We start from the raw sequence: 26,024 nt of genomic DNA, 5'->3' as shown, positions 1-26,024 counted from the left end.
GCCCCTCAGTCGTCGGCGGTCTCGCCCACCTGCTCGGGCGGGATCTCGAACACCTGCCGCAGGTACGCCAGGTAGGCCTTGTCCTCGCACATGGTCTTCTCCGGCGTGTCGGACACCTTGGCCACCGGCTGGCCATTGCACTTGACCATCTTCATCACCACCTGCAGGGGCTGGTAGCTCAGGTCGTTGGTCAGGTTGGTGCCGATGCCGAAGGCGGTGATGCAGCGCCCCGCGAAATGCTTGGCCAGGCTGATCGCCAGCGGGAAGGTCAGGCCGTCCGAGAACACCAGTATCTTGGTGCGGGGGTCCACGCGGTTCTGCTTGTAGTGCTCCAGCAGGCGCTCGCCCCAGGTGAAGGGGTCGCCCGAATCGTGCCGCGCGCCGTCGAACAGCTTGCAGAAATACATGTCGAAGTCGCGCAGGAAGGCGCTCATGCCGTAGACGTCGGACAGCGCGATGCCCAGGTCGCCGCGGTATTCGCGCGCCCAGACCTCGAAGCCATAGATTTGCGAGTCGCGCAGGCGCGGCCCCAGGCCCTGGCAGGCCTGCAGGTATTCGTGCGCCATGGTGCCCAGCGGCGTCAGCCCGTGCTTCATCGCGAAATACACGTTGCTGGTGCCCGAGAAATGCTCGCGCATCTGATCCTTGAGCGTGATGATCACTTCCTCGTGCCAGGCCTTGGAGAAACGGCGGCGAGTGCCATAGTCGGCGATGTGGAAATCGCTCAGGGCGGGGTCGCCGCGGACCAGTTCCACCTTGCTCATCAGGCGCTGGCGGCCTTCGGCATAGGCCGGCACCAGGTGGTTGTTGCGGAAATAGACCTCGTTGACGATGGCCAGCACCGGGATCTCGAACAGGATGGTGTGCAGCCACGGCCCCTGAACGGTGATGTCGAGCTCTCCCGGCGACTGCGACCTGGACACCGAGATGCAGCGCCTGGGCAGATGGAACAGCCTCAGGAAGTCGACGAAATCGCTCTTGATGAAGCGCATGCCGCCGAGGTAGTCCAGTTCCTCCTGGGTGAAGCGCAGTTCGCACAGCGCATCGATTTCTTCGCGGATCTCGTCCACATAGGGATGCAAGTCTATCCCCGGGGTCCGGCACTTGTACTTGTACTCGACCTGCGCCGCCGGGAACTGATGCAGGACGACCTGCATCATCGTGAACTTGTAGAGGTCGGTATCCAGCAAAGACGTGATGATCATGGCTACGAACCGCTCTGGTTGCCGTAGGGAGTGCCGATGTTGCCGGCGGTCATGCCGTAGACGTGCTCCGCGCCGGGAAAGGCGCCGGTCTCGACTTCCTGGGCATAGCGCCGGAAGGCCTGCAGGACCGCATCGCCTCCTGCGGGCGCCCCGACCATGTAGTTCTTAACGAACTTGGCGGGCGTGGCCGTCAGCCCGAGCATGTCGTGCAGGACCAGCACCTGGCCCGAGCACGCCACCGAGGCGCCGATGCCGATGGTGATCAGTTGCACCGCTTCGCACACCTGGCGGGCGACGGGATCGGGAACGGCCTCGATCACCATCATGGCGGCGCCGGCCGCCTCGACCGCCCGGGCGTCGGCCACGATGCGGCGCGCCTCGGCGTCTTCCTTGCCCTGCACGCGATAGCCGCCCAGCGCGTGCACGTGGGACGGCAGGAGGCCGATGTGGCCGCAGACGGGAATGCCGCTGCGGGTCAGGAGTTCGATGGTGGGCGCCAGCTCGGCCCCGCCCTCGATCTTGACCATCTGCGCGCCCGCCTGCATCAGCGTCACGGCGTTGCGCAGGGCCTGCTGGGGGCTTTCCTGGTAAGTCCCGAAGGGCATGTCGGCCAACAGGAAGGGGCGGCGAGTGCCGCGCGCCACGCAGGAGACGTGGTAGGCGATGTCCTGCAACAGCACCGGCAGCGTCGAATCCCTGCCCTGCACGAGCATGCCCAGCGTGTCGCCCACCAGGATGCAATCGACCTCGGCATCCTCCATGACCTTGGCGAAACCGGCGTCATAGCACGTCAGCATGGAAATCTTCCGCCCCGCGGCAAGCTTCTTGCGCAGGACGTTCAGGGTGGATCGCATCGTACGGTCTCCAGTGATGCCTGTTGTGTAACCAAGGAAAATAGCACAGGAGAGGACTCATCCCCGCCCAAGGCCCCCTTCCCACGCCACACTCCCATGGCCCTCCAAGGGGAATGGCCTGCCGAACCGCGCGAGTCCGGTAAAATCATGGGCTGACCTGAAACTTTTATCCAGCATCGTCCTGGAGCCGCCTATGACTCACGTCGTCACCGAGAACTGCATCAAGTGCAAATACACCGATTGCGTGGATGTCTGCCCGGTCGACTGCTTTCGCGAAGGCCCGAACTTCCTGGTGATCGACCCTGACGAGTGCATCGACTGCGCCGTCTGTATCCCCGAATGCCCGGCCAATGCCATCCTGGCCGAGGAAGACGTTCCCGCCAACCAGATGCATTTCGTCCAGATCAACGCCGACCTGTCGCAAAGCTGGCCCAGCATCACGCGCACCAAGCCGCCCCTGCCCGACGCCGACGAGTGGAAGGACAAGGAAGGCAAGCTGGATCTCCTAGAGAGGTAGAGTCCCCCCCTACGCGCTGACGCGCGCCCCCCAGGGGGCGGCACTGGCGGACCGGCGGAGCCGGATCCGCTGTGCCCTGGGGCAACCCGCCGCCCGGAATTAATGGATTGATGTCGGATAAGTACACCGTCGAGACGGTTACCTGGGTCAAGACCTGGGTGCCGCACAAGCTTTTCTCGTTCCGCACGACGCGGTCGCCCGGCTTCCGGTTCGTGCCGGGGCAGTTCGCGCGTCTGGGCGTCGAGCGGCCGGACCCGGATGCCGAAGACGGATCGGGGCGCCGCATCGTGTGGCGGGCGTATTCGATCGTGTCGGCGCCCTATGACGATTTCCTGGAGTTCTTCTCCATCGTCGTGCCCGACGGCGAGTTCACCAGCGCGCTCGAGCACCTGCGCGAAGGCGACAAGCTGTACGTCGACAAGACCAATTTCGGCTTCCTGACCACGGCCGCCTTTCCCAGCGGCAAGGACCTGTGGATGCTGGCCTCGGGCACCGGCCTGGCCCCGTTCGTCTCCGTCCTGCAGGACCTGGACGTCTGGGAAACCTACGATCACCTGATCGTCGTCCACAGTGTGCGCACGGCCGAGGAACTGGTCTACCGGGACACCATAGAGGGCTTGCGCGACCACGAGGTCTTCGGCGAATTCTGCCGGGAACAGCCGGGCAAGCTGATCTACCTGCCCTCGGTCACGCGCGAGCGGGTCGAGGGCGCCCTGGACGCCCGCATCACGACGCTGATCGCCAGCGGCGAGCTGGAGCGCCGGGCCGGCGTCACGCTGGATCCGTCGCGTTCGCGCATCATGTTGTGCGGCAACCCCGAAATGGTGTCTGATTTGCGCAAATTGCTGGCGGAGCGCGGTTTTGGGGCCTCCCGCCGGGGTAAACCAGGCAATCTGGCCGTGGAAAACTATTGGTGACACCGAGTTGCGCGGCCGGCGCGATACACCGATTGTGCAATGCAATATAATCGGTTTACTGGTGAATCGATTGCCCACCCGTGGTCTGGAGCAAGGATGCTGTATCAATTACATGAATGGCAGCGCGCCCTGTTGACGCCTTTTGCCCACTTCGCCGACGCCTCGGCGCAGTTGTTCTCGAATCCCTATAGCCCGCTTGCCTACACCCCGCTGTCGCGGCGGCTGGCGGCCGGCTACGAGCTGCTGTACCGGCTGGGCAAGGACTACGAGAAACCGGCCTGGGACCTGCCCACCACCACACTCGATGGCGCCGAGGCCACCGTCACGGAACAGATCGCGGCCGCCCGGCCCTTCTGTAACCTGGTGCATTTCGTGCGCACCCCGATGTCGCCACGCAAGGCCGCGGCCCGGCGCAAGCCCGATCCCACCGTGCTGCTGGTGGCGCCGCTGTCCGGCCACCACGCCACGCTGCTGCGCGACACCGTGCGCGCGCTGCTGCCCGAGCACGACGTCTACGTCACCGACTGGATCGATGCCCGCATGGTGCCGCAGTCGGCCGGCCCCTTCCACCTGGCCGACTACGTCGGCTACATCCGCGACTTCATCCGCCAGCTGGGTCCGGAGGTCCACGTGATCTCGGTGTGCCAGCCCACGGTGCCGGTGCTGGCCGCGGTCTCGCTGATGGCCTCGGACAACGATCCCAAGCTGCCGCGCAGCATGATCATGATGGGCGGCCCCATCGACCCGCGCAAATCGCCCACGCAGGTCAACAATCTCGCCAAGACCAAGTCCTATTCCTGGTTCGAGAACACCCTGATCCACCGCGTGCCGCCGCGCTTCCCCGGCTCGGGCCGCAAGGTCTATCCCGGCTTCCTGCAGCACGCCGGCTTCGTCAGCATGAACCCCGACCGCCACCTGAAGTCGCACTACGACTTCTACCTGGACCTGGTGCGCGGCGACGATGACGACGCCGAAGCGCACCGCCGCTTCTACGACGAATACAACGCCGTCCTGGACATGCCCGCCGAATACTACCTGGACACCATACGCACGGTATTCCAGGACTTCGAGCTGCCGCGCGGCGTCTGGAAGGTAAACGGCCAACTGGTCAAGCCTTCGGACATCCGCTCGGTGGCGCTGTTCACGATCGAAGGCGAGCTGGACGACATCTCGGGCTCCGGCCAGACCGAGGCCGCGCAGGACCTGTGCAGCGGCATCCCGGCGGACCGCAAGCGCCATTTCACCGCCCCGCGCTGCGGACACTACGGTATTTTCTCGGGCCGGCGCTGGCGCGAAGTCATCTGTCCCCAGATCGCCGAGTTCATTCGCCAGCACCAGGACGCGGCTTGACCGGGCGCCAGCCGTGAACCGGATCGACCTCGTCGATGCGCAACTGCCGCAGACCCAGTGCACCAAATGCGGCTATGACGGCTGCCGGCCCTATGCCCGGGCGCTGGTCGAAGGCGACGTGCCGATCAACCGCTGCCCGCCCGGCGGCGACCTCGGCATCGCCCGGCTGGCCGCGGTGCTGGGCAGGCCCATCCTGCCCCTGGACGAGACGCGCGGCCAGCATGTCCCCCTGCACGTGGCGCGTATCGACGAGCAGCATTGCATAGGCTGCACGCTTTGCATCCAGGCCTGCCCCGTGGATGCCATCGTGGGCGCCAACAAGGCCATGCACACCGTGCTGACGGCCCTGTGCACGGGCTGCGATCTGTGCGTGGCCCCCTGTCCCGTCGATTGCATCACCATGGAGCCCGCCCTGCCAGCGCGCGCCTGGACCGACGACGATGCCTCCGCGGCCCGCTTGCGCCATCAGCGGCGCGCCACGCGCCTGGCCCGCGAAAGCCGCGAGGACCAGGAACGCCTGCGCGCGCGGTCGGCCATGCGGGAGCAGGCTTCCCCGGCCCTGTCGGCCGCCGCCACGGCCGCGGGCACCGACGAAGCCGCCGAACGCAAGCGTGCCATACTAGAGGCCGCCCTCGCCCGGGCCCGCTCCCGGCGCGCGCACTGACCCCGTCCCGTCATCACAACAACGGCCCGAGCCGTGTCCGCATGAACGCCGCCAAACGACTAGCGATCTTCGAGCGCCTGCGCGCCGCCAATCCCTCCCCCCGAACCGAACTCGAATACGGGTCGACCTTCCAGCTGCTGATCGCCGTGCTGCTGTCGGCGCAGGCCACCGACAAGTCGGTCAACCTGGCCACGCGCCGCTTCTTTCCCGAGCACGGCACGCCCGAGGGGCTGCTGGCCCTGGGCGAGGAAGGCCTCAGCCAGTACATACGCACCATCGGCCTGTACAAGACCAAGGCCAAGAATGCGATCGCTACCTGTCGCATCCTGCTCGAGCAGTATGGCGGCGAGGTGCCCGCCGACCGCGAGGCCCTGGAAGCGCTGCCGGGCGTGGGCCGCAAGACCGCCAACGTGGTGCTCAATACCGCATTCCGGCAAGTGGCCATGGCGGTCGACACGCATATCTTCCGCGTCGCCAACCGTACCGGCATCGCGCCGGGCAAGACCGTCCGCCAGGTCGAGGACAAGCTGCTCAAATTCGTGCCCAAGGAGTTCCTGCTGGACGCCCACCACTGGCTGATCCTGCATGGACGCTACATCTGCGTGGCGCGCAAGCCCAAGTGCCCGCAATGCGGCATCGCCGACCTGTGCGAATACAAGGACAAGACGCCTGCCGCCTAGGGCCGGCCGCCGGGTACGCGGTTTGCGTGGTGCAGGCTTGAGCGGGAAGGTCGCGCGGCGCGACAATTCCCTTGCCAGGCTTGTGAAAAGGAGCACGCCATGTCCAACAGTACCTTGCTAGGCACGGGCGAAAGCCTGCCTGAAGACAGCGGCAAGAGCGGCAAGCTCGGCCCCAGCGACACCTCGGATTCCGGCAGCGACCTGGCCGGCCTGCCCGACGACGAGGCCGGCACCGACTCGAGCAAGACGGGAGAGCGGCTTTCGGTCGACCCCGACGAGGAAGAACGCACGGGGGCCGACGTCCTGCCGGACGAAGTCGTGGACGAGGAACGCCTGGCCCGCTCGCACCCGGGCGACGACGAGGACGACGCAACCCGCCCCCGCTGAATCGGCCGGGTGCCCGGGCCGTTCAGTGCTGCATGGCGCGGGACTCCCGCCCGTCCATGGCGTCCGACGGCCTGGCCTGTACCTTGTCGCTCAGGACGGGCGGGGCCACGGGATCGAAATCCACCCAGTCGCCCTCGCGCCACCGGCCCTCGGCCTTTTCCACGTCCTTGCCGCCGCACCCCCTGAGCACCTGGGCGGCGGCGGCCTCGGTCGCGACGGTGACATGGACAGCGGTCAGCACGCCGGCACGGCGCATTCCCGTGCTGTGGCCGGCCCGATAGGCGCGCGTCGCGCTGCGGGTGGCGACCAGCGCGCCCCCCAGCGAACCGATGTAGGCGCCGACGCCCACCGCGATGATCAGGGCCAGCACGGATCCGGCCGCATACAACCAGACGATGGAACCGATCACGGCTCCCACCAGGCCCAGCAAGGCAGCGCCGGCTATCGCGCCGTGCTTGGTCTTGCGCGACCCGGGGTCGGCGGCCTGGTCGCCGCCCAGGGGATAGCGGTCGTGCTGGCCGGCGGGATTGACGAAGAAGATGGAGACGTCCTCCTGGGCGAAACCGGCGGCGAACAGCTTGCGGCCGGCTTCCTCGGCCTCGGGAAAGGAGTCGAAACGGGCAGCGACGATGAGCGACACGGCAATCTCCTCGAATCACGGACGAGGTATCGCCAGCACGTATCGTGCCGCGCCTCATTCGCCCGGCGGCGTGGGAGGCGGCGGCGGCAGTTCGGGGTCGATGGGATCGGGCTGCTGGGCCGGCGGAACCGGCGGATCCCCCACCGGCTGGTTGGGCGGATCGCCCACCGGCGGCGGATCCTTGACAGGGGGATCGGGGGGAACCGAGTGCGCGTACAACCGGGACATGGTCAGTGATCTCCGTAGCAGCAGGCGCGCTCAGGAAACCGGCACGTCCTGCATGTCCGCCTCGCGGGCGTCGTCTGCGGCGTAATCCTCCAGCCGGTTGTAGAGCGTCTTCAGGCTGATGCCCAACACTTCGGCCGCGTGCTTCTTGACGCCCCCGCAGTGCTGCAGGGTGGCGAAGATCAGCCGCCTGTCGGCCTCAGCAAGCGACGTACCCACCTGAATGGTGACGATGGGTTCGCTTTCCGCCTTGCCGGCGGGCGCCAGCTGGATGGGGGCCGCCACCGTGTCGATCAGGCCGCCATCGGTCATGATGTAGGCGCGGTGCACATAGTTCTTCAGTTCCCGCACGTTGCCGGGCCAGGCATGCAACGCCATGTCGGCCAGCATGGCGGGCGAGAAAACCTTGGCCGACTTGTGGGTCTCGTTCAAGAGGTCCAGGAAGCTCTGGGCCAGGAGTTCGACGTCCTTGGCCCGTTCCCGCAGCGGCGGCAGATGGATGGGAAAGACGTTCAGGCGGTGGTAGAGATCCTCGCGCAGCTTGCCCTCGGCCACCGCCTCCTGCGGATTGCGGTTGGTGGCGGCGATGATGCGGACGTCGCACTCGGTTTCCTGGTTGGTGCCGACCCGCATGAACAACCCGGTCTCGAGCACCCGCAGCAGCTTCACCTGGAGTTCGATCGGCATCTCGGTGATCTCGTCCAGGAACAGCGTGCCGCCGTGCGAACGCTCGAAATAGCCCTTGTGCTGGCGTTCGGCGCCGGTAAAGCTGCCGCGCTCGTGCCCGAACATCTCGCTTTCGATCAGGTTCGGCGAAATGGCGCCGCAGTTCACCGCCAGGAAGGGCCGCTTGCGCCTCAGGCTCAGGTCGTGCAGCGTCTGCGCCGCCAGTTCCTTGCCGGTGCCGCTTTCACCGATCAAGAGCACGGTTGCCTCGGTGGGCGCGACCTTGCCGATCTGGTCGTACAGGTCCTGCATGGAGGGCGAGCCGCCCAGCATGCGGCCGAAGCGGCCGAAGCGGCGCAGCTCGCCGCGCAGCGAGCCGATTTCGGCCTTCAGGTCACCCGCCCGCGGGATGCGGTCAAGGATGGCCTTGAGCCGCTGCATGTTGATCGGCTTGATGAGATAGTCGGCCGCGCCCAGGCGCAAGGCGTCCACCGCGCTCTCCACGCTGGCGTGGCCGGTGATCAGGATGACCTCGACCGGAATGGACGGATCCAGCTCCTTGAACAGATCCATGCCGCTGCCATCCGGCAGCTTCAGGTCGGTCAGCACGACGTCCGGACTCTGGCGCACGATCTGAATGCGGGCTTCCCGGAGGTCGCCCGCAACGGCGGTGGTAAGCCCCTCGGCGCCGACGATTTCCGCCAGGGCCGCCCGGGTGTTCGGTTCGTCGTCCACGATCAGGACATGCGGCATGCAGTGTGGCTCCTCGATGCGATGATGATCGGAATGGCCGGACGAAGGCGGCGGCTAGCGCCTGGGCGCTAGCAGGCCGATGACCACGCCCACCGCGATGGCGATGCCCACCGCCCGCCAGGGATTGTCGTGCACGTAGGCATCGGTCTGGGCCGACGCCTGCCGGTAGGACTCGGCGGCGCCGCGGCGCACGTCGTGGTACAGGTCCTGGGCGCGATCCAGCTGGTCGCGCAGCCGCGCCCGCGCCGTGTCCAGTTCGTGGCCCGCCTGGCCGGCCGTGTTCCGCAGGAGCGCCTCGGCGTCCTCGACCAGGCTCCGGACCTGGCCGATGGCGCCTTCCACGTCACGCAGTCCCGCAACCCGATGCTTGCCCATAGTGGCTCCTCGTCAAGGTGGTGAATAAGCAATTACGAAGAAAATGGCCGGCCGTCGCAACATTGCTTACTCCTTGTATAGACTGCCTCCGTTCCCGGCCCAAGTGCAAGCAATAGGTAAGAATTACATGAAATCTTGTAAATTCCCCTGACCCGCGCGCGGGGCTTGCCACAGCCCGTTACCATCCCCCCCGCGACCGGCTTCCGGCATGCGGGGCTCCCTGCTTAGAATGAGGCGTCCGCCCTGCCTTGGGCACTCCCGCCCTTGGCACACCCTGGAGATTCATGCGGAAGGAACAGGCAATGCGCCCTGAGGAAGGCTTGGTACCGATACTGGAAAGCGATGTGCCCGACACGGCCGGCGGCCACTCGGCGCCGCTCGCGGCCGAACCCGTTCGCCCGGCTCCCCCGCCCCAGCACTACGGGCTGCTGTATGGCAGCGCCGTGCCCATGCGGGAGCTGTACCAGCAGATCGAGAAGGTGGCCCCCACCGCGCTGACGGTGCTGATCGTGGGCGAAAGCGGCACCGGCAAGGAGCTGGTCGCGCGCACCCTGCACGAGAAGAGCCCGCGCCACGGCGGCCCCTTCATCCCGGTCAACTGCGGCGCCATCCCCGCGACGCTGATCGAGGGAGAACTGTTCGGACACGAGAAAGGCAGCTTCACCGGCGCCATCCAGCAGCACGTGGGGTATTTCGAACGCGCCGCCGGCGGCACCATTTTCCTGGACGAGATCACGGAAATGGCCCCGGAGATGCAGATCAAGCTGCTGCGCGTGCTCGAGACCTCCACCTTCCACCGGGTCGGGGGAACCGAACAGCTCTCCACCGACGTCCGGGTCATCGCCGCGACCAACCGCGATCCCCAGGTGGCGGTCCAGGAAGGACGCTTCCGGGAAGACCTGCTGTACCGCCTGGCGGTGTTCCCGCTGCGGGTACCGCCGCTGCGCGAACGGCCCGCCGACATCGATCTGCTGGCGCAGCGTTTCCTGGACCAGCTCAACGCGACCGAGAAGACCCGCAAGCGCTTCGCCCGGGCCACCCTGGACGGCCTGCGCCAGTACCACTGGCCGGGCAACGTACGGGAACTGAAGAACGCCGTGCATCGGGCGTTCATCCTGGCCGACGACGAGGTCGAGGTGCAGAATCCCGAGCCCGCCCCGCGCAACCGCAAGGTGGTCCGGCGCGAGGGCAGCCTGGAACTGGCGGTGGGCATCCCGCTGCCGGACGCCCAGCGGGAACTCATACTCGCAACACTGGCGCATTACGGCGGAGACAAGCGGCAGACCGCCAGCACGCTGGGCATCAGCCTCAAGACGCTCTATAACCGGCTGGACACCTACAAGCACGGCGGCGGCGACGCCTAGGACCGCCGCTACAGCCAGCGCTCCAGCAGGCGCGACATGAACTCCTTGAACCTGGCCGTCAGCGGCCGCTTCTTCCATTGTTCGAGCACCACCGGTACGGACGCCTGCCTGTCGCGTTCGAACAGGGCCTCCATCTGGGTGCCGAAGTCGGCGCCCAGGATCACGGCGTTGATCTCGTGGTTCAGGGTGAAGCTGCGCCAATCGAGGTTGCTGGAGCCCGCCGTGGACCAGACACCGTCCACCACGGCCGTCTTGGCGTGCAGCAGCACGTCCTTGCGTTCGTAGATCTTCACGCCGGCTTCGAGCAGTTCCTCGTAGTGGGAACGGCCGGCATGCAGCACGATCGAGAAATCGCTGAACCCCGGCAGCAGCAGCGTCACGTCGACGCCGCGGCGGGCGGCATCGCCCAGGGCCGCGATGAAACCCGGATCGGGCACGAAGTAGGCCATGGTGATGTGCACCGACCGCTGCGAACTGTTGATGGCGGACAGCAGCGTCAGGTAGATGGCGTGGTTGTCCGCCGAACCCGGGCGGTTGACCAGGATGCGCACCACATGCGGCCCCCGCCGGGGTTGCTGCGGCAGGAAGTCGATATCGCCCAGCGGCGGCCCGCCCTGGCTGCGCCAGCCCTCCAGGAACACGCGCTCGACGTCGGGCACCGCGGGGCCGCGGATGCTGATGTGCGTGTCCCGCCAGGGCGCGTCCTGCCGGCCCTCGGCCTCGTGGGCCCGGGCCGACGATCCGGCCACCGGCCGTGACGCGTAGACGTCGCTCAGATTGATCCCGCCGATGAAGGCGATCTCGCCGTCCACCACCAGGATCTTGCGATGGCTGCGCTCGTTGAGGGACCAGTTGCCCCGGCTCTTGAGCGGATTGACGGGATTGAAGAAGACCACCTGCACGCCGGCCTGCCGCATGCGATCGAAGAGATCGGGCGGAACGGACAAGGTGCCGATGTCGTCGACCATGACGGCCACGGCGACGCCCTGCGCGCGCTTGGCGATCAGCATTTCGGCCACGAGATTGCCGATCCGGTCGTCCTCGAAGATGTAGCTTTCCAGATGGATGAAGCGGCGCGCGGCGCCGATGGCTTCCTCCATCGCGCGATAGGTGCTGGGACCGTCGCCGAAGAGCCGCACCTCGTTGCCGACGACCAGCGGCGCATCGGTCACCGCCTCCTCGACCTGCAGGTGCCGCGCCAGGAAATCGCCCGCCTGGCCCCGGGCGTCCAGTTGCTGGATGATGCGGCGGCTTTCGCGGTAGGTCAGCAGGCCGGTTTCGCTGGAGATGCGGACCTTGCGCCGGGGCTCGGTGCCGCTGGCCGGATCGGGAAGCGGGCTGGCGCAGTGGCACAGCACCACCGCGCACAGGCCGTACAGAAGAACGCGCAGGAAGCTTCGCATGTTTTTCTCATTCTGTTACGAGACAGACCCGTTCCGTCGAACTTAACCCCTGTCCAGCCGGCCTTTGCACCGGTAAAACTTACCGAAGCGGCAAGAGCTGCACGCTATTTTCCACTGTCCTGCGCATCATGCCTACGGCTTCGCATTGGCACGAAGCTTGCAAGTAAGGGGATTGCGACATTCAACGGCCATGGTCCGGCCAAGCATGGGAGACGGCATTGGTTCAAGCTACTTACGACATGCGTGTGCGGCAGCAACTGTCCTTGACGCCCAGGCTCCAGCAGTCCGTCAAGCTGTTGCAGATGTCCGCGCTCGAGTTCACACAGGAGCTGCAGCAAGCCATCGCGAACAACCCCTTCCTGGAGGAAGACGACCAGGACGCCTCGGCCGCGGCGCAGGCCAGCGAATCGGTCCTTCCGGTGGATCGCAATGCCACCGGCCAGGCTGAAGCCGACGACGCCCCCGAGCCCCCTCCCCCCGCCTTCGACCCGGAGCCCTACGGCGGCAGCTACGCCGGTAGCCGGACCCGCGACGACGACGGCGAGGAGCGGCCCGACATCGGACAATGGACGCACAGCTCCATGGGGCTGCACGACCACCTTCACCAGCAGTTGTGCGGCTACCGGCTGGGAGACCGCGACCGGCTGCTGGCCGAGATCATCATCGAGGCGCTGGACGAGGACGGCTACCTGCGCCAGGACTTCGACGAACTGGCCGACACGCTGTCCGTGCAGCCCGCGCCGTCCCACGACGAGTGGATGGTCGCGCTGACCCTGGTCCAGCACCTGGACACGCCGGGACTCGCGGCCCGCAGCCTGGGAGAATGCCTGCGCCTGCAACTGGCGGCCCAGCGCGAGGCCACGCCGGGGCGCGCGCTGGCGATGGCGATCGCCGACCAGTACCTGGACCTGATGGCGCGCCGCGAGACGGCGGAACTGCGCCGCCGGCTGGGCTGCAACGACGAGGAACTGGCGGTGGCCTGCCGGCTCATACGCAGCCTGACGCCGCGGCCCGGATTCGCCTTCTCGGAAGAAGGCACCGACCACATCGTGCCCGACGTGATCGTGCGCAAGATCCGGAACAAGTGGGTGATCTCCACCAACCCGGCAGTCATGCCCAAGGCCCGCCTGCACCAGGCCTACGCCAACCTGTTCCGCAAGGCGCGCTGCGACGACCGGGCTCCGCTGGCGCAAGAGTTGCAGGAGGCGCGCTGGCTGATACGCAACGTCGAACAGCGCTTCACCACCATCCAGCGGGTGGCCGAGGCCATCGTCGCGCACCAGCGCACCTTCTTCGACTACGGCGAGATCGCGCTCAAGCCGCTGGTGCTGCGCAAGGTGGCCGAGGAACTGGACCTGCACGAGTCCACGGTCTCGCGCGCCACGAACAACAAGTACATGGCCACGCCGCGCGGCGTGTTCGAGTTCAAGCACTTCTTCTCGCGCGAACTGGCCACCGAAACGGGCGGCCGCTGTTCGGCCGCGGCGGTGCGCGCCCTGATCCGCGACATGATCGCCGCCGAGAACCGCCGCGATCCCCTGTCCGACGTCTCGCTGACCAGGATGCTGGCGGAACAGGGCGTGGTGGTGGCTCGGCGCACCGTCACCAAATACCGCGACCTGATGAAACTGCCACCTGCGGAATTGCGCAAACAGCCCTGAGCCATTAAAACGCGGGGATGGGAGCGTGCCTCTTTCCGCGAAATCTGCCGATGCGAACAAAAAGAATCCTTGCCGCCGTCCTTGGACTCATCATCCTCCTGGTTGCCGCCGCGCTGCTGACCGACTGGCGCTTCCTGCGGGGACCGGTGGAACGGCTGGCCACCGAAAAGCTCGGACGGCAGGTGGTGCTCGAGGACTTCCGCATGCGGCTGCGGCCCGTCACCCGCATCCGGCTGCACGGGCTGGCCCTGGACAACATTCCCGACACCAAGCCCGAGCGCATGCTGCAAGCCGAATCCATCGAGGTCCGGGTCCGGCTGCTGCCCCTGCTGCGGCGCGCCGTCGTGCTGGACCTGCTGTCGGTGGACGGCGCCCAGGCCCATCTGGCCCGCGATGCGTCGGGCGCCAACAACTGGACCCTGGCCAGACAGGACGATGGCGGACCGCCCCCCGACGTGGTGGTACGCGCGCTGTCCTTGAACCGCGTGAAGGTGAACTACGACGACCGCGTGCTGAAGGCCGACGCGCACCTGCAGGCCGACAGCATCGAGGCGCCCGCTTCGGGACCGGCCTATGGCATGAAGCTGGAATTCGGCGGCCACTACCATGACGCCGCGTTCGGCGGCGTGGCGCGTACCGGCGGCATCCTGACACTGCGCGATTCGGGCACGCCCTTTCCCTTCTTCATCGACGCCAAGGGCGGCCCCACCCACGTCCGGGCCGAGGGCCAGGTGGGCGATCCGTTCGGCGATGCCACCGTGGACGTGGCGCTGGACATCGCCGGGCCGACCCTGTCCACGCTGTATCCGTACATCAACCTGCCCCTGCCCACCACCCCACCCTACCGCATCAAGGGCCGCTTGAAACGCGACGGCATGAACTTCGACCTGACGGGCATGGACGGCAGGATAGGCTCGACCGACATTTCCGGCGACGCCAGCTACGAGATGCGCCGCGACAAGCCCATGCTGCGCGCCAAGCTCAAGAGCCGCGTGCTGGACATGAAGGATCTCGGCCCCCTGATCGGCGTGCGCGACGATGCCCCCGCGCAGAAGGCGCAGGCCGCGCCGCAGCCGGCGGCCGACCGCCGCATCCTGCCCGACGCCGAGTTCAGGCTGGAGCGGCTCAACGCCATCAATGCCGACGTCACGCTGGACGCGGGCGACGTGCGCGTGCGCGGTCCCTGGGCCTTCGACGACTTCTCCGCCCACCTCATCCTGCAGGACGGCGTGCTCAAGCTGGTGCCGCTGAACTTCGGCTACGCGGGCGGCGAACTGCGCTCGGACATCACGCTGGACGCGCGCCAGCCGGTGATACGCACCGACGCCCGCATCGGCGTGCAGCGGGCGCGCCTGAACCGGCTGTTCCCCGACGTGAAACTGATGCAGAAAAGCGAGGGCACGCTGGGCGCCGACCTGAAGCTCAAGACGGCGGGCAACTCGATACGGGCCATGCTGGGGCGTGCCGACGGCACGGTGGGCATGGCCGTGACGGGCGGCGAGATCTCGAACCTGCTGGTCGAGGCCATCGGCCTGGACGCCACCCAGGCGCTGGGCTTCCTGATCGGCGGAGACAAGGAAACACGGCTGCGCTGCGCGGTCGCCACCTTCGCGGTCAAGGACGGCATCGCCACCTCGCAGGCCCTGGTCATCGACACCGACGACACCCGCGTCGACGGCCACGGCACCATAGACCTGCGCAACGAGCGCCTGGCCCTGCGCTTCGAGCCCCGTCCCAAGGACAAGAGCATCCTCGTGGCGCGCTCGCCCATCGATATCGTCGGCACTTTCGGGGCGCCCGACTTCAAGATCGACAAGGCTTCGCTGTTCGCGCGGGCCGGCGCCTCCATCGCGCTGGCCTTCATCAATCCCCTGGCGGCGCTGATCCCGCTGATCGAGACCGGCCCGGGCACCGATGCCGACTGCCAGGGCCTGCTGTCGAACCTGCGCGAGGCGCGCCGCAACGCCGACACGCCCGCCCCCAAGGGCAACAAGGGCAAGGCCCGCTGAACGCGGCCGCGCGGCTCAGTCTTCGTTGCGCGGCACGCCGGGGATGCGCCGGCCGCCGCTGGAACGAAGATCGGTGTCTTCCTGGCCCGACTGCACATCCTCGTAGGCCTGCTCGATCACCTTGCGTGGCGCGCTTTCCTGGCTGTCGTGCGATTCGTCGTGCTCATGAGGCAGCCGCGGCTCGCCCTGTCCCTTGTCGTCCTGGGTACGGGTGCGCTCCGGCCGCCGCTTCTCGGGTTCCTTCATGCGAGGCTCCTCAGCGCGCCAGTCTCAGGCCGGCATACTGCCAGCGCGAGCCCGGCACGAAGAAATTGCGGTACGTGGCACGGATGTGGCTGCGCGGCGTGGCGCAGGACCCGCCCCGCAGCACCATCTGGTTGATCATGAACTTGCCGTTGTATTCCCCCACCGCGCCGGCAGCCGGACGAAAGCCCGGATACGGCAGGTAGGCGCTCTGCGTCCATTCCCACACCCCGCCCAGGAAATCCGTCGCCTCGGCGCGCAGGCGCCTCGGATGCAGCAGCCCCGACTCGGCGAAGTCTCCTTCGGCCAGCAGGGTGGAGCCCTCGGCCATTGCCTGCGTCGCAGCCCGCTCCCACTCCTGCTCCGTCGGCAGCCGGGCACCCGCCCAGCGCGCATAGGCGTCGGCCTCGTAGTAGCTCAGGTGGCAGACGGGTTCGGCCGGATCCACCGGGCGCGGGCCGGCCGCCGTGTGGCACGTCCACCGGCCGTCGTCCCGCATCCAGTACAGCGGCATGTCCCAGCCGCCCCGCACGCGCGCGTCCCAGCCGTCGGACAGCCACAGGTCCGGCCGGCCATAGCCGCCGTCCTCGATGAAGGCCAGGTATTCCGCATTCGAGACCGGACGCCGCGCCAGCTCGAACGCCTCCACCCACGCGCGGTGCCGGGGCGCTTCGTTGTCAAAGGCAAAACCGTCGCCCGCATGCCCCAGGTCCACCAATCCCGCGTCGTAGCGCTGGAACGCCGCCGGTCCTGGATCCACCGCGGTCGCTTCGGCCGGAGCCGGCCGCCATCCGGGCAACAGGGGGTTGTGCCAAAAGTGGTGCTTCAGGTCGGTCGCGATCAGCTCCTGATGCTGCTGCTCGTGATGCAGGCCGAGCTCGACCAGCGCCAGCGCCTGGGGCGGCGCGGCATCGTCCATCCATTCGAGCAGGCGCTCCAGCACCGACTGCTGGTAGGCCATGACCCGGTCCAGCGAAGGACGCGAGAGCAACCCCCGCTGCCCGCGCGGATGGCGCTCGCCCACGCCCACGTAGTAGGAGTTGAACAGTTCGCGGAAGGCGGGATCGAAGGGCCGGAAATCCGGCTGCCACGGCTCGAGCACGAAGGTCTCGAAGAACCACGCCACGTGGCCGACGTGCCACTTGGCCGGACTGGCCTCGGGCATGGACTGCAGCATGCAGTCCTCGGGCGTCAGCCCGTCCAGCAACGCCAGCGTGGCCTCGCGCACCCCCGCCACGCGGCGGGCCAGCAGTTCGGGAACGAACACATCGTCGCGCGCGTTCATCGCTGCGCCAGGAAAACGCCGAACCACGAACGCGGGTCGGTCCACATGTTGCGCACCGAGAACCCCGCCTGCGCCAGCATCGCATCGAACTGCGCCGGCGTGTACTTGTACGAATGCTCGGTCACGATGTCCTCGCCGGCCTCGAAGATCCGCTCCGACGATCCCCAGCGCACGCGCTGCCGCTGCCTGGCCCGCAACCGCATTTCGATGCGGCCATGGCCGTCGTCGAAACGCGATTCATGGTCGAATTCGGCGGGCTGGAAGTCGCTGCCCAGCACCCGGTTGCACACGCGCAGCACGTTCCGGTTGAATGCCGCCGTCACCCCCAGATCGTCGGCATAGGCGCGCTGCATCACGCGCCTGTCCTTGCGCAGGTCGGCGCTGATCAACAGGCTGCCTCGCGGGCCGGCCTGCCGGCAGATCGAGGCCATCAGCGCGACGGCCCGCTCGGGGTCGAAATTGCCGATGGACGATCCGGGGTAGAAGAATACCGGCGGCTGCTCCTGGGTGTCGGCCAGGTGCCGGCGCAGGTCCAGATCCCCCGAGAAATCCGCCTCCACCGCCACGCAGGCGACCTGCGGGAATTTGCGGCCCAGCGCCGCCACCTCGTGCCGCAGGCAGTCGGCGGCAATGTCCACGCCCAGGTACCGGCAGGCGTCCACGTGGGCGAGCCAGGCACGCGACTTCGCGCAATCCCCGCAGCCCAGGTCCACCCATTGGAGGCGGCGCGGCAGAGCACCGGCAATGGCCGCGCGATGGGCCTCGAAGATCGCCCGCTCGGTGCGCGTCGGGTAGTACTCCTCGAGTTCGCAGATGGCGTTGAACAGCACGCACCCTTGCGCGTCGTAAAGGAATTTCGGATCGATGCGGGCCTGTTCAGCCAGCAGCCCCGCGGCCAGTTCCGCCGCGCGATTGTCGAGCGGCGCGGTCTCGGCGCGCCGCCCGGGGGACGGCGCGCCTTCCATCGAAAAAGCGGTGTCGTTCCCGGCCATCCTGTGCGCGGGACCTCGAAGCATGGTTGTCAATATGGGCTCCTTGGGACAGCGGCAGAGTGTCCTTCCCCCGGCCGTAGCAAGCGCGATGCCTGCCCTGGCCGCCGGACATGGCCCCTATCTATACGCTTGTCGCTTCCCGGGGGACAGGAATGGGATGTAACCCTTGCCTACGACGCTGCAAAAAGGGGCGGTATTCGACCGTAAACCGAAACAAACTATGGCGGCCACCCCAGTTTTTCCCTCATGGGCCAGCCTCTAAGCTTGTAACGGTCGCGGCGGATCGCCTCCGCCCCCTCTCTCTCATCGTCAAGGAGCTTCCATGAATCTCGCCATCATCGGCGCCACCGGCAACGTCGGCAGCCGCCTCGTCAACGAAGCCCTGGCCCGCGGCCACCATGTCACCGCCATTGCACGCCATGCCTCCAGGCTGGCCGCGGACCCCGGACTGGACACGCTGGACATCGACCTGGCCGACGGCGCGAAACTGGCCTCGGCCCTGCGCGGCCAGGACGCGGTCGTCAGCAGCGTCCGCTTCGCCACCTCGCCCCTTGCCAGCGTCCTCGGCCCCGTCAGGCAGGCCGGCGTTCCGCGGCTGCTGGTGGTGGGCGGCGCCGGCAGCCTGGAAGTGGCCCCGGGCGCCGCGCTGGTGGATACGCCGGCGTTCCCGGCCGAATACAAGACCGAGGCATTGGCCGGCCGTGACTGGCTGGACGCCCTGCGAGCGGAAAAGGACCTGGATTGGACCTTCCTGTCGCCGTCGGCGCTGTTCGTGCCCGGCGAGCGCACGGGCACGTTCCGCCTGGGCGGCGATGCGCTGCTGACCGCCGCGGACGGCCGCAGCTGGATTTCCATGGAAGACTTCGCCATCGCGATGCTGGACGAAGTGGAAAAGCCCGCGCACACGGGCCGGCGCTTCACCGTGGGCTACTGATCGCGTCGCGGGCGAACAACGCGAAGCGCGATGCCCGCCCCGGGGGCGTTACATGTGGCGACGATTGCAACAGCCCGCACAAACCGCCGGCCGGGAATCGCCCATACAGTGGGGGCATCGCAGTCTCGGAGAATCTGTATGAAACGGCTGGCAATGGCAGGGCTGGTGGGCGCGGCCCTGTTGGCCCTCAGTGCGACGGCCCAGGCCCGCGTGAGCGTATCCATAGGCATCGGCATACCCGGTATCGTCTATGGTCCGCCTCCGGTGTACATGGCTCCCGCTCCGGTCTATATGCCGCCTCCTCCCGTCATGGTGGTCCCGGGGCCGGTCGGCTACGTGCCTTATGACCCGTACTGGCGCGAGCGCCGATGGGAACAGGAGCGGCGCTGGGAGCGTGAACGGCGCTATCGGGAAGAACGCCACTATCGGCGCCACGGCTACCGCGACTGAACGACGGCCCCTTGCACGGGGCCGTTTCCTTTTGCCGCCGGCCGCCGGGGGGCGCGACCGAATGTCGCGAGTTGAGGCAGATCATTGTCACGTCCTACCGAGCACTGATACCTTAGGGGCAGCCCAACGTACAACGGGAGTACGCCCCTGTCCCGCCCCGCCCGCGCGCGCTCCGGCGACGCGCTCCGCCCTTCCCCCGGCGACTGGCTGCAACTGGCCGGATCGCTGACGTGGCTGGTCCAGGCCGGCATCCTGGCCTCGGCGGTGCAGCGCATGGCGGCGGATCCGGGCGACGTGGCCGCGGGCCTGATCGCCGCCGCCTGTTTCCTGCTTGCCGGCGTCCTGCGCGCGGGCTGCGATGCGTGGGGGGCGCGCCTGAGCTTCCAGGTCGCGCGGCGCCGCCTGTCGACACTGCGCGCCACCGCGGTCGATGCGCTGGCGAACGGCTCTCCGCTGGACAAGCGGCGCCCCGCCGCCGGCCACGCGGCCAGCGTGCTGGCCGAACAGGCCGATGCCGCGCTGCCCTATCTGGCCCGCTACCCCGCCATCCAGTTGAAGATCCTGGTCGTGCCGCTGGCCATCCTTGCGGCCGTCGCGCCGCTGTCGTGGGTCGCGGCGCTGGTCCTGCTGGCCTCGGCCCCGCTGATCCCGGTGTTCATGGCGCTGGTGGGCTGGCGCGCCCAGCGCGCCAGCCAGGCCCATCTGGCCGAGATGGGCACGCTGAACGCCTTCCTGCTGGATCGCCTGCGAGGCCTGGCCACGCTGCGGGCGCTGGATGCCGTCGACGCCACCACCGGACGGCTGGCATACGTTGCACAAACGCTGCGTACGCGTACCATGGCGGTACTGCGCATCGCCTTCCTGTCCTCGGCGGTGCTGGAATTGTTTTCCGCCATCGGGGTCGCCATGGTCGCGGTCTACGTAGGATTCCACCTGCTGGGCACCTTGCCCTTCGGCACCTGGGGCAGTCCGCTCGCTCTCGGCCAGGGCCTCTTCGTCCTGCTGCTGGCCCCAAGCTTCTTCGAGCCGCTGCGCGATCTTTCCACGGCCTGGCATGACCGGGCCGCGGGCCGGGCGGCGCTGGAGGCGCTGCGCGCGCTTTCCTCTGCGCCGTCGAAGCTGGTGGGCGGCGCCGCGCCCTTCCCGCCGTCCGGCAACGGACCCGCGCACCGTCCGCCCCCCGCCGTCGAACTCGTTCAACTGCGCTTCGCCCACGCCGATGCGGCGCCGTCGGTCATCGACGGCCTGGACCTGCGCGTGGCACCCGGCGAACGAGTGGCCATCATGGGGCCGAGCGGGGCGGGCAAGTCGACGCTGCTGGCGCTGATCGCCGGCCTCGTGCCCGCCCAGTCCGGGGCCGTCGTCATCGACGGCGTGGCGCTGGATGACCAGAGCGCGCCGCGACTGCGGGCACGCATGGCCTGGATCGGGCAGAAGCCGCATGTCTTCGCCGGCACGCTGGGCGCCAACGTCGCCCTGGGCCGCCCGGACGTCAGCGTCCAGGCCGTGGGCCGCGCCCTGGAGGCTGCGACGCTGGGGCAGTTGGCGGGGCGCGAAGCCGGTCGCCCGCTGGGCGAATCCGGCATCGGCCTGTCGGGCGGCGAATGCCTGCGCCTGGCGATGGCCAGGGCGGCCGCCGCGCCCGGCAGCGACTTGTGGCTGGCCGACGAACCCACCGCCCACCTGGACGCCGCCACGGCCCGGGAACTGACCCGCCGGCTGCTGGCCGAGTCCGCGGGCAGGACCCTGATCGTCGCCACGCACGACCCCGAGCTGGCCGCGCGCATGGACCGCGTGATCGACCTGGCCGCGCCGCGCCTTGCGCCGGCCGGCACGGAAATGGCCGGATTGGCCGCCCTGGGAGCCGCCTCATGAAGGCCTCCATCCATGCCGTGCTGCGGCTGTTCTTCGCCGATCGGCGTAGCCTGTTGTGGGGCGGCGTCGCGCTGGCCGCGCTGACGGTTTGCGCCGGCATGGGGCTGCTGGGCCTGTCCGGCTGGTTCATCACCGCCACCGCGCTGGCCGGACTGGCCGCCGGCACCGCCCTCGCCTTCGACGTGTTCACCCCCGGCGCCGGCATACGGCTGCTGGCCCTGGTCCGCACCGCGGCCCGCTACGGCGAGCGGGTCGTCACCCACGACGCGGCGCTCGCGGTCATCGCCGCGCTGCGTCCGCGCCTGTTCGCGGGCTGGGCCCGGCCCGAGGCCGCGCGCAGGCTGCTCGCGCGGCCGGCCCGGCTGCTGTTCCGCCTGACCGCCGACGCCGACGCGCTGGACGCCCTATACCTGCGCCTGCTGGTGCCGGCCGGCGCCGCCTGTGCCGCGATCGCCCTGGTCGGCGTCATGCTGGGCGTGGTCAGCCTGCCGCTGGGCGTGGCCATGGCCGGCTGGCTGCTGGCCACGGGCGCCGGCATCCTGGCCTGGACCGCGCGCCGCAGCCGCCGCGCCGCCTGTCGCCGCGCCCATGCGATCGAAGCCCTGCGCGCGCAGGCCATCGACCTCGTCTCCGGCCAGACCGAACTCGCCATGGCCGGCCGCCTGACGGCGCAATGCCGGATGCTGGCCCGGACCGAGCACCGGCTGGCCTCCGCCGACGACACCATCAACCGCGCCGACGCACAAGGCGGTTTCCTTCAGGCCGTGGCGGGCACCGCGGCCCTGGCCGCCACGCTCGCGGCCTGCGTCCTGCTGGTCGCCGGTTCGGCCATCGGCGCCCCCGTGGCGGCGCTGGCCCTGCTGCTCGTGCTGGCAAGCGCCGAACCGTTGACGCCGCTGCGGCGGGGGACGCTGGAGCTGGGCCGCACCCTGCTGGCCATCCGCCGCCTGGCGCCTCGGCTGGACGCGCCGGCAACGGCCCCGGTCCGCGCCGCCTCCGGCGACATCCTGGTCGAACATGCCAGCCTGCGCCACGACAGCCGGCCCGGCGTGCCCGCCAACGTGGCCCTGGAAAACATCACCCTGACGATCCGGCCCGGCGAACGCGTGGCCGTGATCGGCCCCAGCGGCGCCGGCAAGTCGACGCTGCTGGCCCTGGTGGCGGGCGAGCGGCTGCCCTCCACCGGACGAGTCCAGGCCCCCGCCTCCTGCCTGCTGACGCAACGTACCGAGCTGTTCCAGGACAGCGTGCGCGACAACCTGCGCCTGGCCCGACCCGACGCCGGCGACGACGCATTGTGGGCCGCGCTGCAGGCCGCCGGCCTGGACCAGGCCATCGCCGCCCTGCCCGCCGGCCTGGACACGCGCCTGGGCGAAGGCGGCCTGGGCCTGTCGGCGGGACAGGCCCGCAGGCTCGCGCTGGCACGGCTGTTCCTGCGCCCCACGCAGTTGTGGCTGCTGGACGAACCCACGGAAGGACTGGACGCGCCGACCGCGCGCGACGTGGTGGCCCGGCTGGCCGGGCAGGCGCGCGATCGTACCCTGCTCATCGCCACCCACATCCGGCGGGAAGCCGCCCTGGCGGACCGCATCGTCGTGCTGGCCGACGGCACCGTGGCCGCCGACCTGCGCCGCGGCACCCCCGCCTTCGATCATCGACTTCACACCCTGCGCCCGGACTGAGGAGGAAGCTGGCACCATGGACCTCGACATCGTTTCACTCTCGCGCCTGCAGTTCGCACTGACGGCGCTCTACCACTTCCTTTTCGTCCCGCTCACGCTGGGCCTGTCGGTCGTCATCGCCATCATGGAGACGGTCTACGTCATGACCGGGCGCAAGATCTGGCGCCAGATGACCAAGTTCTGGGGCACGCTGTTCGGCATCAACTTCGTGCTGGGCGTGGCCACCGGCCTGGTGATGGAATTCCAGTTCGGCATGAACTGGAGCTATTACAGCCACTACGTAGGCGACATCTTCGGCGCGCCGCTGGCCCTGGAAGGCCTGATGGCCTTCTTCCTGGAAGCGACCTTCGTCGGCCTGTTCTTCTTCGGCTGGAACAAGCTGTCGCGCGTCGGGCACCTGGTGGCGACCTGGTGCGTGGCGCTGGGCTCGAACTTCTCGGCGCTGTGGATCCTGATCGCCAACGGCTGGATGCAGAACCCCGTGGGCTCGGCCTTCAACCCCGAAACCATGCGTATGGAAGTCACCGACTTCTTCGCCGTACTGACGAACCCGGTGGCGCAGGCCAAGTTCGTGCACACGGTGTCGGCCGGCTACGTGACCGCGTCGGTGTTCGTACTGGGCGTGTCGGCCTGGTACCTGCTGAAGGGCCGGCACATCGACGTGGCCAAACGCTCGATGACGGTGGCCGCTTCGTTCGGCCTGGCCTCGGCGCTATCGGTGGTGGTCCTGGGCGATGAAAGCGGCTACCTGTCGACCGAGCACCAGAAGATGAAGCTGGCCGCCATCGAAGGCATGTGGGAAACCGAACCCGCGCCCGCGCCCTTCACCATCGTCGGCATTCCCGACCAGCAGGCCCGCGAGACCCACTACGCCGTCCGCGTCCCGGCCGTCATGGGCCTGATCGGCACGCGCTCGCTCACCACCGAGATTCCCGGCATCACCACGCTGGTCGATCACGCGCGCGAGCGCATAGGCAGCGGCATCATCGCTTTCGACGCCTTGCAGCGCATCCGCGCGGCGGGCAGCTCCGCCGCCATCGCGCCGGCCGACCGCGACGCCTTCGAGCAGCATGGCAGCGACCTCGGCTACGCCCTGCTGCTCAAGCGCTACCTGGACGACCCGCGCCAGGCCACGCCCCAGCAGATCGACCAGGCCGCCTGGGACACCGTGCCCATGGTCCTGCCGCTGTTCTGGGCGTTCCGCATCATGGTCGGACTGGGCTTCTTCTTCATCCTGCTGATGGCAACGTTCTTCATCCTGTCGGCCCGCCGCCGGCTCGATGCGCACCGCTGGCTGCTCAAGGTCGCGGTGTTCGCCATCCCGCTGCCCTGGATCGCCGCCGAAATGGGCTGGATCGTGGCCGAGTTCGGCCGCCAGCCCTGGGTGATCGAAGGCGTGCTGCCTACCGCCGCGGCCGTCTCCGACCTGGGCGCGGGAACGGTGCTGATGACCATACTGGGCTTCACCGCGCTCTACACCGTGCTGTTCATCGTCGAGATGGGCCTGATGCTGCGCGCCATCCGCAAGGGCGTGGAGCCCGACCCCGATCCGGAAGTCCGGCTCGTGGCCCCGCACCTGTCCCAACGTCTGACCGCCCAGGAGTAAGCCATGATTCTGCACACACTCATCGACTACGACGTGCTGCGCCTGATCTGGTGGGCGCTGCTGGGCATCCTGCTGATCGCGTTCGCGCTGACCGACGGCTTCGACCTGGGGACGGGCATGCTGCTGCCCTTCGTCGGCCGCACCGACGTCGAACGGCGCGTGGTCATCAACACCATCGGTCCCGTGTGGGAAGGCAACCAGGTCTGGCTGATCCTGGGCGGCGGCGCGATCTTCGCCGCCTGGCCGCCGCTGTACGCGGTGTCCTTCTCCAGCTTCTACCTCGCGATGTTCGCCATCCTGTTCGCGCTGATCCTGCGGCCGGTGGGCTTCAAGTACCGCAGCAAGCGCGAAAGCACGCGCTGGCGCACGACCTGGGACTGGGCGCTGTTCGCCGGCGGCCTGGTACCCTCGCTGATCCTGGGCGTGGCGATGGGCAACGTGCTGCTGGGCGTGCCGTTCCGGCTCGACGGCGACCTGCGCATTTTCTACGACGGCAGCTTCTTCGGACTGCTGTCCCCCTTCGCCCTACTGTGCGGCCTGGTGTCGGTCACGATGCTGCTCACGCAGGGCGCGTGCTGGCTGGTCCTGAAGACGCGTGGCGAGGTGGCCGAACGCGCCCGCGGCTACGGCAGCGTGGCGGCGTTCCTGACGCTGCTGCTGTTCGCGCTGGGCGGCATCGCGCTGTGGGCCTGGGTGGACGGCTACCGCATCACCAGCACCATCGACCCGCTGGGTTCGTCCAATCCGCTGCGCAAGACGGCCGAAATCGCCTCGGGTGCCTGGTTCGACAACTACGCGGCCCACCCGTGGCTGATGCTGGCGCCGGCCGCCGGCCTGGCGGGCTCGGCGCTGGCCCTGCTGCTGCTCCGGCTGCGCAGCGAGATCGGCGCGCTGCTGGCAAGTTCACTGGCCATCCTGGGCATCATCCTGAGCGTGGGCGTCTCGATCTTTCCGTTCCTGCTGCCCTCGTCCGCCGACCCGCGAGCCAGCCTGACGGTCTGGGATGCCTCGTCCAGCCACCTGACGCTGTTCATCATGCTGGTCGCATCGGGAATCTTCATCCCGCTCATCGTCGCCTACACGTCCTGGGTCTACCGGGTCCTGTGGGGCAAGGTCGACGAAGCGTCCGTGAAGGATCCCGGCAATCACGCCTACTGACGCACCTGGGAGGAACGAGCATGTGGTACTTTTCCTGGATACTGGGGTTGGGTCTGGCGGCGACGTTCGCCGTCCTGAACGCCATGTGGTACGAGCTCAGAGAGCAAGACGAGTAAGTCCTTCCATCGG

The 26,024-nt window shown here is 68.4% G+C and carries 26 protein-coding genes; 16 read left to right on the top strand and 10 right to left on the bottom strand.

The features are described from left to right. Positions 1-5: 5 nt before the first annotated feature. Both pncB and panB read right to left on the bottom strand, forming a co-directional pair. Positions 6-1,205 carry a nicotinate phosphoribosyltransferase gene (gene pncB / locus WKR98_RS24680; protein ID WP_124690148.1) on the bottom strand — a complete coding sequence of 400 codons (1,200 nt, stop codon included), beginning with the start codon at positions 1,203-1,205 and terminating at the stop codon, positions 6-8. A gap of 2 nt (positions 1,206-1,207) precedes the next feature. Next, the gene (gene panB, locus WKR98_RS24675) at positions 1,208-2,059 is read right to left on the bottom strand and encodes a 3-methyl-2-oxobutanoate hydroxymethyltransferase (protein ID WP_124690149.1); all 852 of its coding nucleotides are present in this window, start codon (positions 2,057-2,059) and stop codon (positions 1,208-1,210) included. Between the two features lie 193 nt (positions 2,060-2,252). Between panB and fdxA the strand changes: the two genes are divergently transcribed. The 6 genes from fdxA (at position 2,253) to WKR98_RS24645 (ending at position 6,574) form a co-directional block, all read left to right on the top strand. Continuing rightward, positions 2,253-2,576, top strand: a complete 324-nt coding sequence (fdxA, locus tag WKR98_RS24670) for a ferredoxin FdxA (RefSeq protein ID WP_124690150.1) — start codon at positions 2,253-2,255, stop codon at positions 2,574-2,576. Positions 2,577-2,686: 110 nt separating this feature from the next. After that, positions 2,687-3,493, top strand: a complete 807-nt coding sequence (locus tag WKR98_RS24665; protein WP_124690151.1) for a ferredoxin--NADP reductase — start codon at positions 2,687-2,689, stop codon at positions 3,491-3,493. Positions 3,494-3,589: 96 nt separating this feature from the next. Next, positions 3,590-4,843: a polyhydroxyalkanoate depolymerase gene (locus WKR98_RS24660; RefSeq protein ID WP_124690152.1), complete on the top strand. Its 1,254-nt coding sequence runs from the start codon at positions 3,590-3,592 to the stop codon at positions 4,841-4,843. 13 nt (positions 4,844-4,856) lie between these two features. After that, positions 4,857-5,507, top strand: coding sequence for an electron transport complex subunit RsxB (rsxB, locus tag WKR98_RS24655; protein WP_238160067.1), 651 nt, complete (start codon positions 4,857-4,859; stop codon positions 5,505-5,507). Between the two features lie 41 nt (positions 5,508-5,548). Beyond that, positions 5,549-6,187 (top strand): endonuclease III, encoded by a 639-nt coding sequence (gene nth / locus WKR98_RS24650; protein WP_124690154.1) that lies wholly within the window; start codon positions 5,549-5,551, stop codon positions 6,185-6,187. A 99-nt stretch (positions 6,188-6,286) separates the two neighbouring features. Beyond that, positions 6,287-6,574, top strand: a complete 288-nt coding sequence (locus tag WKR98_RS24645) for a MatE family transporter (RefSeq protein WP_124690155.1) — start codon at positions 6,287-6,289, stop codon at positions 6,572-6,574. Positions 6,575-6,596: 22 nt separating this feature from the next. On the opposite strand, the gene WKR98_RS24640 is transcribed toward WKR98_RS24645, so the two are convergent. The 4 genes from WKR98_RS24640 to WKR98_RS24625 are packed head-to-tail and all read right to left on the bottom strand — an operon-like array spanning position 6,597 to position 9,233. Continuing rightward, on the bottom strand, positions 6,597-7,214 hold the full coding sequence (locus tag WKR98_RS24640; protein ID WP_238160069.1) for a hypothetical protein: 618 nt from the start codon (positions 7,212-7,214) through the stop codon (positions 6,597-6,599). Between the two features lie 54 nt (positions 7,215-7,268). After that, positions 7,269-7,442, bottom strand: a complete 174-nt coding sequence (locus WKR98_RS24635; RefSeq protein WP_161567855.1) for a hypothetical protein — start codon at positions 7,440-7,442, stop codon at positions 7,269-7,271. A 30-nt stretch (positions 7,443-7,472) separates the two neighbouring features. Continuing rightward, entirely contained in the window at positions 7,473-8,858 is a 1,386-nt protein-coding gene (locus WKR98_RS24630; RefSeq protein ID WP_124690156.1) for a sigma-54-dependent transcriptional regulator, read from the bottom strand. Between the two features lie 54 nt (positions 8,859-8,912). After that, the gene (locus tag WKR98_RS24625; protein ID WP_124690157.1) at positions 8,913-9,233 is read right to left on the bottom strand and encodes a DUF883 family protein; all 321 of its coding nucleotides are present in this window, start codon (positions 9,231-9,233) and stop codon (positions 8,913-8,915) included. A 302-nt stretch (positions 9,234-9,535) separates the two neighbouring features. On the opposite strand from WKR98_RS24625, the gene WKR98_RS24620 reads away from it, so the two are divergent. Continuing rightward, complete coding sequence (locus tag WKR98_RS24620) at positions 9,536-10,597, top strand: sigma-54 interaction domain-containing protein (RefSeq protein WP_341434913.1); 1,062 nt, start codon at positions 9,536-9,538, stop codon at positions 10,595-10,597. 8 nt (positions 10,598-10,605) lie between these two features. Here WKR98_RS24620 and WKR98_RS24615 read toward each other — a convergent pair whose 3' ends face one another. Beyond that, positions 10,606-12,000, bottom strand: coding sequence for a phospholipase D-like domain-containing protein (locus WKR98_RS24615; RefSeq protein WP_341434912.1), 1,395 nt, complete (start codon positions 11,998-12,000; stop codon positions 10,606-10,608). Positions 12,001-12,218: 218 nt separating this feature from the next. Between WKR98_RS24615 and WKR98_RS24610 the strand changes: the two genes are divergently transcribed. Together WKR98_RS24610 and WKR98_RS24605 are read left to right on the top strand one after the other, a co-directional pair. Further along, a complete protein-coding gene (locus tag WKR98_RS24610; RefSeq protein ID WP_255465707.1) occupies positions 12,219-13,661 on the top strand; it encodes an RNA polymerase factor sigma-54 in 1,443 nt (480 codons plus the stop codon). 50 nt (positions 13,662-13,711) lie between these two features. After that, entirely contained in the window at positions 13,712-15,670 is a 1,959-nt protein-coding gene (locus tag WKR98_RS24605; protein ID WP_341434911.1) for an AsmA family protein, read from the top strand. Between the two features lie 15 nt (positions 15,671-15,685). Here WKR98_RS24605 and WKR98_RS24600 read toward each other — a convergent pair whose 3' ends face one another. Genes WKR98_RS24600 through egtD form a run of 3 tightly spaced genes read right to left on the bottom strand, consistent with a single transcriptional unit; the run spans position 15,686 to position 18,214 of the window. Next, entirely contained in the window at positions 15,686-15,916 is a 231-nt protein-coding gene (locus WKR98_RS24600; RefSeq protein WP_124690161.1) for a hypothetical protein, read from the bottom strand. A gap of 10 nt (positions 15,917-15,926) precedes the next feature. Beyond that, positions 15,927-17,198 (bottom strand): ergothioneine biosynthesis protein EgtB, encoded by a 1,272-nt coding sequence (gene egtB / locus WKR98_RS24595; protein ID WP_341434910.1) that lies wholly within the window; start codon positions 17,196-17,198, stop codon positions 15,927-15,929. After that, positions 17,195-18,214: an L-histidine N(alpha)-methyltransferase gene (gene egtD, locus WKR98_RS24590; RefSeq protein WP_341434909.1), complete on the bottom strand. Its 1,020-nt coding sequence runs from the start codon at positions 18,212-18,214 to the stop codon at positions 17,195-17,197. Before egtD ends, egtB begins: the two co-directional genes overlap by 4 nt. Before the next feature lie 298 nt (positions 18,215-18,512). Here egtD and WKR98_RS24585 point away from each other — a divergent pair, with 298 nt between their 5' ends. The 7 genes from WKR98_RS24585 to cydX all read left to right on the top strand — a co-directional run bounded on the left by WKR98_RS24585 (position 18,513) and on the right by cydX (position 26,011). Then, positions 18,513-19,124, top strand: coding sequence for an NAD(P)-dependent oxidoreductase (locus WKR98_RS24585; protein ID WP_341434908.1), 612 nt, complete (start codon positions 18,513-18,515; stop codon positions 19,122-19,124). Between the two features lie 138 nt (positions 19,125-19,262). Beyond that, positions 19,263-19,574 (top strand): hypothetical protein, encoded by a 312-nt coding sequence (locus WKR98_RS24580; protein WP_341434907.1) that lies wholly within the window; start codon positions 19,263-19,265, stop codon positions 19,572-19,574. Positions 19,575-19,721: 147 nt separating this feature from the next. Further along, positions 19,722-21,449 carry a thiol reductant ABC exporter subunit CydD gene (gene cydD, locus WKR98_RS24575; protein ID WP_341434953.1) on the top strand — a complete coding sequence of 576 codons (1,728 nt, stop codon included), beginning with the start codon at positions 19,722-19,724 and terminating at the stop codon, positions 21,447-21,449. Continuing rightward, complete coding sequence (locus WKR98_RS24570; RefSeq protein ID WP_341434906.1) at positions 21,446-23,131, top strand: amino acid ABC transporter ATP-binding/permease protein; 1,686 nt, start codon at positions 21,446-21,448, stop codon at positions 23,129-23,131. The genes cydD and WKR98_RS24570 overlap by 4 nt, the downstream gene beginning before the upstream one ends. A 16-nt stretch (positions 23,132-23,147) precedes the next feature. Further along, positions 23,148-24,737 carry a cytochrome ubiquinol oxidase subunit I gene (locus WKR98_RS24565; RefSeq protein WP_124690167.1) on the top strand — a complete coding sequence of 530 codons (1,590 nt, stop codon included), beginning with the start codon at positions 23,148-23,150 and terminating at the stop codon, positions 24,735-24,737. Positions 24,738-24,740: 3 nt separating this feature from the next. Then, positions 24,741-25,895 carry a cytochrome d ubiquinol oxidase subunit II gene (gene cydB, locus WKR98_RS24560; protein ID WP_341434905.1) on the top strand — a complete coding sequence of 385 codons (1,155 nt, stop codon included), beginning with the start codon at positions 24,741-24,743 and terminating at the stop codon, positions 25,893-25,895. A 20-nt stretch (positions 25,896-25,915) separates the two neighbouring features. Beyond that, a complete protein-coding gene (gene cydX / locus WKR98_RS24555) occupies positions 25,916-26,011 on the top strand; it encodes a cytochrome bd-I oxidase subunit CydX (RefSeq protein ID WP_087841421.1) in 96 nt (31 codons plus the stop codon). The last annotated feature ends 13 nt before the right edge of the window (positions 26,012-26,024 follow it).

This window comes from Pigmentiphaga sp. YJ18, assembly GCF_038066655.1.
GTDB lineage: Bacteria > Pseudomonadota > Gammaproteobacteria > Burkholderiales > Burkholderiaceae_B > Pigmentiphaga.
This window is presented reverse-complemented; position numbering and strand designations above follow the sequence as displayed.